Origin of the sequence: Hahella sp. CCB-MM4 (assembly GCF_002260525.1) — a bacterium.
Lineage (GTDB): Bacteria > Pseudomonadota > Gammaproteobacteria > Pseudomonadales > Oleiphilaceae > Hahella.
Genome location: NZ_MRYI01000004.1, coordinates 138,076 through 152,059, shown reverse-complemented (window position 1 = coordinate 152,059; position 13,984 = coordinate 138,076). Strand labels below are relative to the sequence as shown.

The 13,984-nt window shown below is 48.1% G+C and carries 11 protein-coding genes; all 11 read left to right on the top strand.

Annotation, left to right across the window (positions count from 1 at the left end):
* Position 1: 1 nt before the first annotated feature.
* The 11 genes from BTA51_RS10430 (at position 2) to BTA51_RS10380 (ending at position 13,965) form a co-directional block, all read left to right on the top strand.
* Positions 2-997: a polysaccharide deacetylase family protein gene (locus BTA51_RS10430; protein WP_094707540.1), complete on the top strand. Its 996-nt coding sequence runs from the start codon at positions 2-4 to the stop codon at positions 995-997.
* A 1-nt stretch (position 998) separates the two neighbouring features.
* Positions 999-2,114, top strand: a complete 1,116-nt coding sequence (locus tag BTA51_RS10425; protein ID WP_210404807.1) for a FemAB family XrtA/PEP-CTERM system-associated protein — start codon at positions 999-1,001, stop codon at positions 2,112-2,114.
* A gap of 138 nt (positions 2,115-2,252) precedes the next feature.
* Positions 2,253-4,232, top strand: coding sequence for an asparagine synthase (glutamine-hydrolyzing) (gene asnB, locus BTA51_RS10420; RefSeq protein ID WP_094707390.1), 1,980 nt, complete (start codon positions 2,253-2,255; stop codon positions 4,230-4,232).
* A 1-nt stretch (position 4,233) separates the two neighbouring features.
* On the top strand, positions 4,234-5,286 hold the full coding sequence (locus BTA51_RS10415; protein WP_168188127.1) for an acyltransferase: 1,053 nt from the start codon (positions 4,234-4,236) through the stop codon (positions 5,284-5,286).
* Positions 5,287-5,297: 11 nt separating this feature from the next.
* Complete coding sequence (locus tag BTA51_RS10410) at positions 5,298-6,425, top strand: glycosyltransferase (protein ID WP_246840992.1); 1,128 nt, start codon at positions 5,298-5,300, stop codon at positions 6,423-6,425.
* Positions 6,426-6,432: 7 nt separating this feature from the next.
* A complete protein-coding gene (locus tag BTA51_RS10405; protein WP_210404806.1) occupies positions 6,433-7,467 on the top strand; it encodes a sulfotransferase in 1,035 nt (344 codons plus the stop codon).
* Between the two features lie 12 nt (positions 7,468-7,479).
* Positions 7,480-8,634: a glycosyltransferase family 4 protein gene (locus BTA51_RS10400; protein WP_094707388.1), complete on the top strand. Its 1,155-nt coding sequence runs from the start codon at positions 7,480-7,482 to the stop codon at positions 8,632-8,634.
* Between the two features lie 10 nt (positions 8,635-8,644).
* Positions 8,645-10,123: an oligosaccharide flippase family protein gene (locus BTA51_RS10395; RefSeq protein ID WP_094707387.1), complete on the top strand. Its 1,479-nt coding sequence runs from the start codon at positions 8,645-8,647 to the stop codon at positions 10,121-10,123.
* Between the two features lie 42 nt (positions 10,124-10,165).
* Positions 10,166-11,185: a glycosyltransferase family 2 protein gene (locus tag BTA51_RS10390; RefSeq protein ID WP_094707386.1), complete on the top strand. Its 1,020-nt coding sequence runs from the start codon at positions 10,166-10,168 to the stop codon at positions 11,183-11,185.
* Between the two features lie 382 nt (positions 11,186-11,567).
* A complete protein-coding gene (locus tag BTA51_RS10385) occupies positions 11,568-13,019 on the top strand; it encodes an oligosaccharide flippase family protein (RefSeq protein WP_094707385.1) in 1,452 nt (483 codons plus the stop codon).
* Between the two features lie 85 nt (positions 13,020-13,104).
* Entirely contained in the window at positions 13,105-13,965 is an 861-nt protein-coding gene (locus BTA51_RS10380) for a sulfotransferase (RefSeq protein ID WP_094707384.1), read from the top strand.
* Positions 13,966-13,984: the final 19 nt, after the last annotated feature.

The window sequence follows — 13,984 nt, the reverse complement described above, 5'->3', positions numbered from 1 at the left end:
GTTGAATAATAAAGATAAAGTGGATTTTATCCTATCCATTGATACCGAGGAGGAATGGGACTGGTCTGGTACCTTTCCAACCCGGGATTTTCGCCTGGATAATATCAGGCTGATTCCGGAACTCCAGGAGATGTGTAATTCGCTGGGCGTTAAGACAACCTATTTTGTTGACCATGCCGTAGCGGATAACGCTGACTCTGTGGCATTAATCAGACCTTACCTGGAACAAGGGCAGTGTGAGATCGGTGCCCATCTGCATCCATGGTGCAACCCTCCCATTGATGAAGAGATAAATGAAAAAAACTCTCATGTGGTCAATCTCGATATTCGCCTGGTTGAGAAAAAACTTTCAGAGTTGACGGATGCGTTGCAGAGGGCTTTTACCGTAAGACCGACGGCTTTCAGAACCGGACGATGGGGAATAGACGGCCCGATTTTGAAACTCCTGGCGGACTATGGCTATACCGTAGACTCCAGTGTTTACCCATTCTATTCCAATGAGTTTTTTACCTGTCAGGGAGCCAGCCTGAATCCTTATTGGCCGAGTTTTGAAGACTCTCTGAAGGTAGACGGTCAGCAACAGCGAATTCTTGAAATGCCGGTCACAGTCGGCTTTAACCGGGCTAACTTCGAGTTGTTCAATCGGCTGCATGAAAAGCTTTCTTCTGCCCCATACCGATGGTTTCACCCCATTGGGTTAGCCTGGCACATGGGGATTTTCAAAAAAATCTATTTATGCCCTGAGCTTTCCAGCACGGAAGATATGAAATCATTGATCGATAAGTCGCTTGTTCGGGGACAACGCGTATTTCACATGTACCTGCACAGCTCAAGCCTGCTATCCGGTGCTACAGGATTTATGGACAGTAAAGACGCGTTTAATGATATCGCGATCAGAATTACGAATATTGTGAAGTATTTGACGAGTAGGGTAGAGGTTAATTTCTGCACCATTACCGAGTCGGCAAATCGATATATGGCGCAGGACGGACAGTAAAGTGACAGTCAGCAAAATGATGGAAATAAAAGAGCTAAGCTCCGGAGAAGAGTCTCTTTGGGATGAGTATGTAATGTCCCATCCGGACGCCAGCCCTTATCACCTCAGTGCCTGGGGTAAATCGGTCAAACAGGCATATGGTCACGATACCAAGTATCTTGTGGCCAGGGAGAAAGGTTCTGAGAATGGTTCCGGAAAAATCGTCGGTGTGATGCCCACGATTAAGATGAATATTCCATTTAAGGGGGCGAGCCTTTGTTCGCTGCCATTTTGTGATATCGGTATGGGACTGGGGGATTCTGACGCCACTGAAACCGAATTGGTTCGCCACCTCCAGAGTGAATTTGCTACCAATGGCGTCAAAGGAATTGAAGTCCGGTACTCCACAAAAAATAGTCTTTCACCTGAAGGCAGTTCAGGGGAGGAAGAAGGGGTGGAAAAAGGGCAGGATGCCGGTAAGGTCAGTATGGTCCTGGATCTGCCAGAGACTCCAGAAGAGTTATGGAAAGGATTCAAATCAAAACTGCGCAGCCAGATCAGAAAAGCCGAAAAGAATGGACTGACCCATGAAATCGGGAACAATTCACGGTTGGTTGAGGAGTTCTATCAGGTATTCACCCGAAATATGAGAGACCTGGGGTCTCCCGTACACGGAAAGGCCTGGTTTGAAGCCCTAAGCAGAAACTACGGGGATAATATGGTGATCTCCATCGTCAGGAAAGACGAGATCCCTGTGGGCGGAGGTATTGTTCTCTATTGTGGAACAAAAGCGGCAATTCCCTGGGCTTCCACCGTTGCGGAATATAACCGGCTGGCGCCTAACATGATGCTGTACTGGTCTCTGCTGGAAGAAACCTGTCGACGCGGCTGCACGGTATTTGACTTTGGGCGCTCTACCTACGGGGAAGGAACCTACAAGTTCAAATCCCAGTGGGGGGCCAGGCCTTTTGCGCTTGAGTGGCGTCAATATGACCGCAACGGCATTAAGCCGGAAGTGGAGCAAAGTAATCAAGGGGCCAGCAAGATTCGCCCTGTAATTGAAGCGTTTTGGAGAAAACTGCCTCTATCACTAAGCGTTATGCTGGGACCCAGACTGAGGCGCTATATCAGCTTGTAACCTTTTAGATGGAGGGCGCGGGATCCGGCTGCGGACCTCCTAAACTGCTATCAGTCATCGAATGGCAATTTTCAGTCTTCGAATGATAGAAACATGCCGGGAAAGATAGAACAGGACGAAGAAAGGGCCATTTGAATAATGTGCGGTATAGCAGGCTTTACCAAATTTGACATGTCGGTACCTGATGAATCGATGCTCAAAGCCATGGGCGACGTGATTCAGCATCGGGGGCCGGATGCCTATGGTATCCACGCTGAGGAAGGGGTGGGGCTCTGTCACCGCCGACTGAGCATCGTTGATCTGTCGGAGGCCGGTAATCAGCCGATGAAGTCTGCCAATGAACGCTATCTCATAGTGTTCAACGGTGAAATATACAACTTCCTGGAACTGCGGGAAGCGTTGGTCAAGGAAGGATATCCTTTCCAGAACAAGACCGACACAGAGGTCATACTGGCACTGTACGAGAAGGAAGGGGAAAAGTGCCTGGATCATCTCAATGGTATGTTTGCTTTCGCTATTTGGGATCGGCAGGAAAAAAGTCTGTTTCTCGCCAGGGACAGGATCGGAAAGAAGCCATTGTATTACTACTACGATGGTACAGACCTGTATTTTGCTTCTGAGATGAAGTCTCTGCTCACGATACCCACCATACCCACAGACATACGGGTCGATGCGGTTTACGATTTTTTTGCTTACCAATATGTGCCCGATCCCAAAACGATTTTTAAGGATATCCATAAGCTGGAACCCGGCCACTATCTTAAATTGGAACGCCCCAAGCTTAAATTGGAAAACCCCAGGCTTAAATTGGAAAGCCCCAAGTCAGATGGAGAGAAGCTGGATAATCCGAAGCTGGAGAAAAAACAGTATTGGGATGTTTCCTTTGCAACCGAATCCTCAAAGCCTGAAGCCGAAATCAAGAAAGACCTGTTGGATCTGCTGACTGCCTGCACTAAACGCCGGATGATTGCCGATGTGCCTCTGGGAGCTTTTCTGAGCGGTGGAATCGACTCCAGCGGAGTCGTCGCTCTGATGGCAAACAATAGTGACAAGCCGGTTAAAACCTGTTCCATCGGATTCGATGAAAAGAAATTCAACGAAACCGAGTTCGCAAAAATTGTTGCCGACAAGTATAAAACCGAACACCATGAATTTACTGTTCATCAGAACGTTAAGGACAACCTGGAAAAGATCGTCGCATTTTTTGATGAGCCCTTTGCAGATCCCTCTCTGGTACCAACCTATTTTGTTTCTGAACTGGCCCGTCAGCAGGTGACTGTCGCTGTAGCCGGTGATGGCGGTGATGAAGTGTTTGCCGGCTATGAGAAGTACTCTATAGACGATATCGAAAACCGTTTGAGAAATAAGTTCCCCCGGTTTATTCGCAAGAAAATTTTCCCGCCTTTGGCGAACCTGCTGGCGAAGTCAAACAATACACTTTGCCGGAAAGGGAAAACATTGCTGACCAGTCTTAGTCTGGAACCTGAAATGGGGTTTTATCTGTCGAATGCGCAGATAGATGATCGGCAATGGAACAGGCTGGTCAACACCGATACCAGAAGCCAGCTCGGCGATTACCATCCCTCCAGGATCACGACTGACGCCTACCATCGTGCCGACGGCAGGGATCATCTGGCGAGAATACTATACACAGACATGAAGACCTATCTTCCAGGAGGGATTCTGGTGAAGGTTGACCGTATGAGCATGGCAAACTCCCTTGAAGTGCGGGCGCCCATTCTGGATAAAGAGGTCCTGGAGTTCTCCGCAACTTTGTCGTCGTCTCTGAAATTCAGGGACGGGGAGAAAAAGTACATCCTCAAGGAAACGTTTAAGCAGTTACTTCCCGACGATATTCTATACCGCAAAAAGATGGGGTTTTCTGTTCCTCTGGCTATCTGGCTGCGTACAGAGCTGAAAGAATTGGCGTCTGATTATCTGTTCAGCAAAGGCGAGGGTATTCAGAACTTCTTCAATATGGATGAGGTGAAGAGTCTGTGGAGTCAGCACCAAGAGGAAAAAGCCGATCACTCGGCCATTCTCTGGAGTATGCTGATGTTCCAGATGTGGTGGTATCAGTATATGCAACTCCAAGGCCGGAAGTATCAGGGGGCTTAAGTTGATAGAGAACAGAATCTTTAAACTGGATATATTGAGAGCTGCTGCCATATTGCTGGTTATTCTGGCTCATGGAGTGAACAGTTATGGGTCCCCCGATTTCTTACGGCCTCTGCAGACCGGCGGTGTTGGGGTTGATCTGTTTTTCGTATTGTCTGGCTGGCTGCTTGGGTCCCAGTTATTCAAGGAGCTGAATAGAACCCAGCATATAAACGTTTCCCGTTTCTGGATAAGACGCTGGATGAGAACTTTGCCGGCATACTATGTTGTGCTGGTGTTCACGGTGATTCAACTGAGCATCACCAAAGAGAACTTTGAGTTTCCCTACAAGTATTTCGTGTTCATCCAGAACTATGACTACCCCCTGCATTTTTTCAGTATCAGCTGGTCGTTATGTGTTGAGGAACAGTTTTATCTGGCCATTGCACCATTACTTCTCTTCAGTAAGCGACTGTCTCCCAACGCCAAGTTGATTCTCCTTCTTGTGTTGCTGGTTGTACCCTCGATTTTTAGGGAGCTGGAGATGTTCGGCCACCGTAATGAGACTCATGTTCGTTGGGACTGCTGCATCATGGGAGTGATGTTGGCTCATATCTATGCCAATAAAACGGCCTTGTGGGAAAAACTGGTGCGGTTCAACAGGGTAGTTCTGCCGATAACTATCGCGGTGTTTATCGGGGTGTTTGTCCTTAAGTATGTTCCCTCTGTCGATGCGAGTACTCCATCGCCGTTTTTCCTGTCTCTGATATTTGGTTCCTGGGTATTGTGGGCAGCGTCTCCCAAACCGGCACCGGCTGTGAAGGCAGTGGTTACCGGAGTCAATATTGTCTCGACCCGGTCCTACTCCATGTACCTGTTGCATCCGGAAGCACTGGCGGCATGCCATAAATTTATGCCGGAAGCTCCTTTTGTTATCTATATGATTGTCGCATTGGCAATCACCATGGTGATTTCTGAAGTGCTTCACCGGGCCATTGAGCTGCCCTTTATGAATCTTAGGGAGCGGTTCAAGGTGTCCCAATCCAAATCACATGTTTCACTTAATGCAGCCTAGTGGTGGATGAATTGAACAAAAGTGCTGCTATCAAAGTTTTGCATGTGACCTACGATATGAGAATCGGAGGCACGGAGCAGGTCATTAAAAGCCTTGTTGAGAATGCAGATACCTCGGTGGTGGAAATGTCCATCTTCTGCATTGAGTCTCCCTTGGGGCCGTTTGCAAATGATTTGCTGGAGAGAGGGATATCGATCAAGGCGGTGTCTCGCCAACCCGGTTTTGATATCAACCTGATCGGGGAAATCAGAAAGCATATTAAAGATCATGATATCGATATTGTGCATTGCCATCAGTACACACCCTATGTTTACGGTGTGCTTGCTGCAGCTTTCACCAGGGCCCGGGTCGTATTTACTGAACACGGGCGTTTCTATCCGGACAGTAGCAGTTGGAAACGCAAGCTGGTCAATCCCTGGCTGCATCGAATCACGTTTGCTACCACTGCCATTTCAGCCGCCACCAAAACCGCTTTGGCGGTATTTGAAAATCTGCCGGAACCGGATATCCAGGTTGTTTACAACGGTATCAAAGCTTTACAGGCGGATCCTGAACAGGTGAACAGGCTGCGTGATGAATTGAAGATCAGTGCCGACACGGTGTGCCTGGGAACTGTGGCGCGACTGGATCCCATCAAGAACCATCCCATGATGTTGAAAGCCTTCAGGAGGGTTCTCGACTCCGGGATTCCGGCAAAATTGGTGATTGTTGGAGACGGTGATGAAAGGGATCGCCTGGCGGAGATGACCCGGGAGTTAGGGCTGGAGTCAGACGTCATCTTTACCGGATACGACCCCAAACCACAGAAGTACCTGGCTTTAATGGATATTTATCTGTTGTCTTCGTTGAGCGAAGGCACTTCGATGACATTGCTGGAAGCGATGTCGTTGGGGAAACCCTGTGTAGTGACGGACGCGGGTGGCAACCCTGAAATTGTCGAGCATAAGGTAACCGGGCTGGTGACGCCTAATGACAACGCTGAGGCCTTTGCTGACGCGATTGTCAATCTATGTCGGAATATTCAGGACAAACAGTCGATGGGGTGCAAAGCCCGGGATCGATTCGACCGGCTGTTTTCGGTGGAAAGTATGGTATCCGCCTATCAGAAACTCTATTTACAGGCGCTCGGGAACAAGTAGCTTCATTATGTCAATCAAGACTCAAGTAAAAGACCTATCGGTCAGGATATATCAGAAATTTCTGTCCCAGCCCTCTGTACAGCAGATGCTTGAGGACAAAATCCAGGATACTACCCAGCGTCTCCCGGATTTGCCCAACCTGGGGCAACCTTATTTTTCCCACTCTCAAGATGACAAGGCAGTATCTGAGCGGGACGATATCGTGTTTATTTCCAGCCGGTTCAGAAGTGGCTCCACGCTCCTGTGGAACATTTTTCGTCAGACCGGATCCTGCACTTCGTACTATGAGCCCTTTAATGAAAGGCGCTGGTTCAACCGCGAGGTGAGGGGGGAAAGGGTCGATAACACGCATCGGGGGGTTAACGACTACTGGACTGAATTTGATGGCATGGACGACCTGGATCCCTTCTATAACGAGGACTGGATCCGCTCCAGGTTGTTGATGATGGAAAATGCCTGGGATCCCCAGATGAACCGTTTCATTGAAGAGCTGGTAGTGAGAGCACCAAAGAGGCCGGTACTTCAGTTTAACCGGATCGATTTCAGATTACCCTGGTTGCGGAAGCACTACCCCAATGCCAAATTTCTCCATCTCTATCGTCATCCGAGAGACCAGTGGTGTTCGTTCCTGACTGATGAAAGCCTCATGAACTCCCGGGATGTTGAGACAACCTACCGTGACGCTTTTTACCTGGATGTCTGGTGCGAAGATCTGGCTCGGCACTATCCAGTGCTGGATAAGCGGCATACTCCACACCCGTACCAGCGGTTTTACTACCTCTGGAAACTTTCCTACCTGTTCGGGAAAAAATACTGCGATCACAGCGTCAGTTTTGAAGCCATAAATGAGCGCCCTAAAGAGGAGCTTGAGGCTATGTTCAAGGTGATTGGATTAACTGATGCTCCAGTGGAAGATCTCAGCAAGATCATCCAGGCTCCCCCCAAAGACAGATGGAAGAAGTATGCTGACGATCAGTGGTTTGCCGAGCATGAGATGGAATGCGAAAGAAACCTGAACACGTTATTAGGCGAGAGTTCCTGAGCAGGGCCCAAGATGAAAAAGACCTTATTGTTAAGTGAAATATTTCCTCCCGTAAAAGGAGGGAGCGGGCGTTGGTTCTGGGAAGTCTATAACCGCCTTCCGTCTGATCGTGTGGTTGTGGCTGCCGGAAATAATGAGCAGGCTGCTGCCTTTGATAAGAAAAATCCGCTTAAGACGTTTCGGTTACCTTTAAGTTCCACCAGCTGGGGCTTAAGGAGTCTGGTTGGCCTGAAGTTCTACTGGAGCGTTTACTGGGCTGTACGGAAACTGGTGAAGCAGGAAAAGATCGAAGTCATCCATTGTGGACGTTGCCTCCCGGAAGGATTTGTAGCTTATCTGATCAGCAAGACCATGGGAATTCCCTATATCTGCTATATCCATGGTGAAGACGTCGAAACTGCGGCAACCAGCAGAGAGTTGAGCTGGATAGTCCATCGCTCACTGGGCGGCGCAGAAAAACTGGTGTGCAACAGTCAAAACACGGCTGATATTGTCCTGAATACCTGGCATGCCAGCAGAGAAAAGACCCATGTGGTTCATCCCGGAGTGGATGCCGGCTATTTTGTGCCTGCCGCACCTGACGCTGAGGTCAGGGATAGCCTGGGCTGGGGGCAGAGGCCTGTTGTCGTCACGGTCGGTCGATTGCAGTTACGGAAAGGTCAGGACATGTTGATTCAGGCGCTTCCAGAGATACGTCAGCAGTTCCCTGACATTCTCTATGCCATCATCGGCGAAGGAGAGGAAAAGGCTGCTCTGGTGAAGCTGGCGGCTGATCTGGGGGTGACAGACAATGTCGCCATGATGTCGGAGTTATCTGATGAGCAGATGCTGCAATGCTACCAGCAGTGTGATGTTTTCGTTCTGCCTAATCGGACTGTTGGAAGAGACATTGAAGGGTTTGGTATGGTCCTGGTTGAAGCCCAGGCCTGCGCTAAACCGGTCATTGCCGGCGATTCAGGTGGAACCGCAGAAACCATGAAAGTGGGCGAGACCGGTTATATTGTCGATTGTACCAGTCCGGCTCCGTTGGCCAGGCAGATCATTGAGGTGCTCAGTAATCTTGAGCAGAGAAAGTCCATGGGAGCAGCGGGGCGTCAGCACGTAGAGCAAAATCTCGACTGGTCGAAACTGGCCGAACAAGCCCGGCAATTAATGTTGACGGTGTAGCTGACTCATTATGGCAAATATGGCTGCTAGTCTGCTGGGAAGCTCCTCATTGTCAGTGGCAGCCAAACTCTTCCAGAGAATTGTCGGTTTTGTCAGTCTTCTGATTCTGGCAAGGCTGCTTACCCCTTCGGACTTCGCGGTAGCTGCGCTAACTTCCATTGTTATCTACTTTTTTGATGTCCTGTCGAATGTGGGAAGTGAGCAGTACATCATTCAAAAAAAAGCAGTTTCCAATGCTGACCTGAATACGGCATGGACGCTCGACATTCTAGTCAAATCCGCGCTGTTTGCCCTTTTATCGATCGTCGCACCTTTTGTGGCGTCCTGGTACGACAACCCGGATCTTACACTCGCGATCATTGTTGCGTCCTGTGTACTCCCGATAAACGCACTGAAAAATCCAGGACTGATCGTTCTCAAGAAAGAGCTTGACTATAACGTCGTATTCAAACTTTCTGTTCTACAGAAAATTATTTCATTTGTGACGGTTATTCTTATTGCCTATTTCTACCGAAGTTACTGGGCAATGATCATCGGTGATATTATTTCAGCACTGGTGATGACGATTGGTTCATACTGGCTGGATCATCGAAGGCCGCGACTGTCTGTCCTTAACTTCCGTGTCCAATGGGTGTTTTCCCGCTGGATGGTGGTGAAAGGTATTGTGGGATACGCAAGATCCCAGGCAGATACCTTTCTGGTGTCTCTGATATACCCTCAAGCGATGCTGGGACAGTATCACGTGTCGAGAAATATCGTGATGCTGCCCAGTCATAATCTCATGATGCCGGCAATCGAGCCTTTGCTGGCTGCTTATTCAAAGAACCTTGATGATAGATCATCGCTTGAGTTTCAGGTCAGGGTATCCCTGTTGCTGGTAGCAATGATCATCACTCCCATTGTGGTTTTCATGTGGCTGTTTCCCCGGCCGATAGTCGACACTCTTCTGGGGACGCAATGGACAGAGAGTTATCAGATCGTCAGCCACCTTTCTCTGATTGCCTATTACTTGCCGTTCCTGTTGGTACTCGAACAGTTGTTGATTGCCTGTAACAAGGTGAAAACAGCGTTTCTGTTTGACCTTTTCAGCCTGATCGTGGTGGTGTCCGGGCTGTTAGCGCTAAGAAATGAGAGTATCTCCAATTTTGCCCTGGCCAGAGGAATTCTGGGGTGTGGGGCAACTCTGTTGCTTGGTGTGTATTTAAGCAGGATATACCGGTTGGCACCGGTCAAAATGATAATCGGGGCTGTAGGCTCCTTTTTATTGGCAATGTTGAGTGCCAAGCTGGCGGGGTTCCTGCCAATATCAGAATACGGTTCGATTATTCGACTTTTAGGATATGGTTCCTCATTTGTGACTAGTTATGCTATTTTTATTTTTATAGCTCTGACTCTGTGCAAATCTGTATCAGAGGAAGCGGCTTATCTGGAAAGAACAGTGATAAAAATAATTAATAAGGCTTGGAGGCTGATAGCAAGTCCAAAATAAGTTGTATTGGTACTGTCTATAGCCCTATATGGGATAAGCAGCATGACCGACAGCAATCCGTTAGTCAGTGTAATTGTGCCTGTATATAATCGGCTGGATTTTCTACCTCAGTTATTTAATACCATCTTTTCACAAGATTATGATAATTACGAAGTTATTATTGTCGATGATGGAAGTACTGATGGAACGGTAGAATGGATTGAGCAACACCGTGACCAGTTTCCAAAACCTATCCTGCTTCTGAAGCAGGCCAATGCTGGACATTATGACGCCCGCAACAACGGGCTTGATCACGCGCGGGGCGAGCTGATCGCCTTCCAGGACAGCGACGACGAGTGGACTCCCTATCATATCTCCCAATTGACCAGGCTGTTGGTAAATAACCCGGATGTCGACTGGGTCTTCGGGAAAATACAACGAATAGACCATATAACTGGTGAAATCGTCGAAGCTTCAAATATGTTGACGAAGTCCGGTGAGCCTCATCCTTTTCTGAGTTTGAACAAGGAAAATCGGGAGGGGGGACTAAAGGTATTCAAAGATCCCAGAGCCGGGGAGTTTGCTATTCGGCATCGAGTTCCTGGAAGCACGCAATGTGCAATGATGCGGAAAAAGATCTATAGCAGTCTGAGGTTCGATCCCAGTTACAGAACCGCTTACGACCAGTTTTTTGCGGTGAGGGTCGTTCTTGCCGGTTTTACATTTGCCTATGTGGAAGAGCTTCAACAGATCTATCATGTTCACGACTCTCATATTTCTCTGGTCGCTGGTGGGGATCCTGAGAAACGTGAACGTAGTGCCAGAACCCATATTCGAGGCTATTCAAGCCTGATTCCATACGTCAGCACAAGAGGTGAAAAAGCTGCTCTACGGGAAAAGCTGGCCCATGAATGGGCCTGGTCACTGTCGATTTCTCTAAGAGACCAGAAAAGGCATAAGGAAGAAGCTTTATCACTCTGGAGGGCCGTGCTTCTCGAAAAAACCAATTTATCCTATTGGAAGACATTTTTTTCGGCCATTGTGAGAACAGCCGTTACCCGTACGCAGAACTCGGCTGCCTGAGGGGGTACTAGGCCTTTTGGTGGTAAAAATCAGGCTTTAGCTCCCCCAAACGGTAAAAAATTTAAAATTAAGGAATAAATATTACGTAATTCAACGCACTAATCCTTATAATACCCGCAAATTTTTTAAGGGCTAATCCTCCAAAAATCGCTTTCATCAATTGCTCGGTAGCTGCCTGCCGACAACGGTGGTGTCTACGCATAATTATCTGTGCAGGGAAGGCATGCCAATCAATATCAGTGGTTGGAGGTCCTGCAGAATGCGGCAGGGCGGTTAGCAATCTTCACCGACGGTAATAAATGGCTCCAGCGCAGACCGGATCCCGTTACGGGACCTGACATCTGCCCCTGGATTATGTAGTAACCCTGACATATCAGAAGAAATGAGCAAAGTTTATAAAGCGATAGCCTATTCAGCTTTTTCAAAGTACATCAATCACGCGATCAATCTGGCATCTATTGTTCTGATTGCCAGACTTTTGACGCCGGATGAGCTTGGTGTGTTTGCTATTGCCAGTGCCATCTCCCTGATTGCCGCCGAGCTGAAATCATTTGGTGTGGGTGGATACCTGATCAGGGAAGAAACGCTGGATGCGGATAAGGTAAAAAGGGCACTGGGGCTGAGTGTGCTGATATCCTGGACCACTGGAACTGTTCTGGTTTTAAGTTCCTGGAGTATTGAAGGCTTCTATAACAAGGAAGATATTGCGTTCCTGGTTCAGGTGTTATCAATCGGCTTCTTCCTGTCTCCTCACGTGGGAATAGCGAAATCGCTGATGGCCAGGGAGTTCCATTTCAAACAGCGGTTTATTATCGAAACCACAAGCCAGTTTGCCCAGTTTGCATCCGCGATTGCCTTTATTATGCTGGGATATAGCTATTTTTCCCTTGCCTATTCGAATGCGGTCGGATTTATTGTTGAATTTCTCGCGGTGATCTTTTTCCGCCCAAAACATTTTGGATTGGGAATGACATTCTCAGGGATACGATCCATCGCCAAATTTGGCATATTTGTTACCTTCTCTAATCTGTTCCGAAAGATATCTATCTCGGTGCCTGACCTGATTATCGGTAAGCTCGGCACAAACTCTGAAGTTGCCTATTTCTCGAGAGGCCTGGGTTTCCTGAGCTTCCTAACCATGTTTATCAATAGTGGTATTCAGCCGGTAGTAGCCCCTTATCTTGCCGATAAGAAGCGGATGGGGCAAAGCCTGGCCGAACCCTACCTGAATGCTTCCAAACTGCTTGGGGGAATACTGATTCCCGTGCTCGCGGTAGCGGGATATGCCAGTGGCCCGGTCATCGAACTCTTTTTTGGAAGCCAATGGGAACAGAGTGCTGATCTGGTCTCGATTTTAAGTTACTGGGCTATCTTCCGCTTTATTCACGTACTCAGCCCCTCATTGCTGGTGACGACCGGCCATGAAAAAGTCATGTTCCAGAAAGACCTGGTAATGCTGGTGATTACTGCCATTGTCGTGTATTTCCAGTACCAGAAAGGGTTGGCTGGAGTTGCATGGGGAATGGTGTTTGTCAGCTTTATCGATTTTCTTGTGGTCTCAGCTGTATTGCATCGACTGCTCGATATAAAAGTGACAGATCAGTTAACCCGCTATGCTGGAAACTTCATCGTCGCCGCTGTTTGTGTCGGGTGGGCTTATGTATTGGATCTGCTGATGGACTTCGAGACGACAGCTGTCATCATAACGGTCTCAGTACTGGGAGTGACAACCGGGGTTGTCTGGCTGACATCGCTTATATTAATCAAGCACCCTCTGGCGTCTGAAATACAAGAAATGCTGGGCCGAATTTTAGGGATGCTCCGGAAAAAATAGCTGGGGCATAAGCCATATCGGTAGCAAGGCGGTATGGAAAATAGATATGTTTAAAACAAAGGTAGTCCTTGATCAGGAGTTATGAATGGAAGTGAAAAATCTTAAGTTTCCGGTATTTATATTGGGCACACAAAGGGCCGGGACTACCTTGCTGACTCGCATTCTCTCGACCCATAAAGACCTTTTTATTCAGAACGAAATCAGTGTGGAGAAAGTCTTCACAGGAACAAAAAACGCCGAGTCCATTTTATCTTTGATGGACAGGCAGATTGAGGAACGGCACGGCTGTTCACTTGAAGACCTGCTGGAAAAAGAAAACAAGACGGTCTGGGGAGTAAAGGACCCAGAGTTTTCAGAGTATCTTGATGAGCTTCAGGCCTTTATCCCGGGAAGCAAGTTTCTTTTGATTATTCGGGATGGGCGTGGGGTGGTTAACTCCTATATCGAAAATAAATGGGGGTTGGGGACCAATGCCTATACCGGAGCTATCCGCTGGCAGGATGAAATTCATCAGCAAATGGAATTTGCCCGGAAATACCCCGACGATGTACTGGTACTCAGGTTTGAGGATTTAGTCGCCAATATGGAGGTTGAGCTTCGAAGAATTTGTGAGCACTTGTCGCTGCCGTTTGATGAAGACATGCTGAAATATGACAAGAAAAAGGCAATGTTCAAGGAGAACCCTCATAATACTAATACCAATAAGTCACCCGATAAAAAGCTGGCGGAAAAGTGGCAGGCCAAGCTCTCATCCCGTGAAATTGCACTAATAGAGCACGTGGCTGGCAAGACTCTGAAGGAGCATGGCTATCAACTGATAGGGGATAAAGTGGCTCCCTCCGCGTTGGAGAAGGTCTACTATAAACTTCACCAGAGGATAGTGGGGGAGATTCAATTGCAGTGGCAGTGGCGAAAGTCTTTGCTTAAGAAGCGGAGAGCGAGGTAAGAGCGCCGAACGGCCAGGA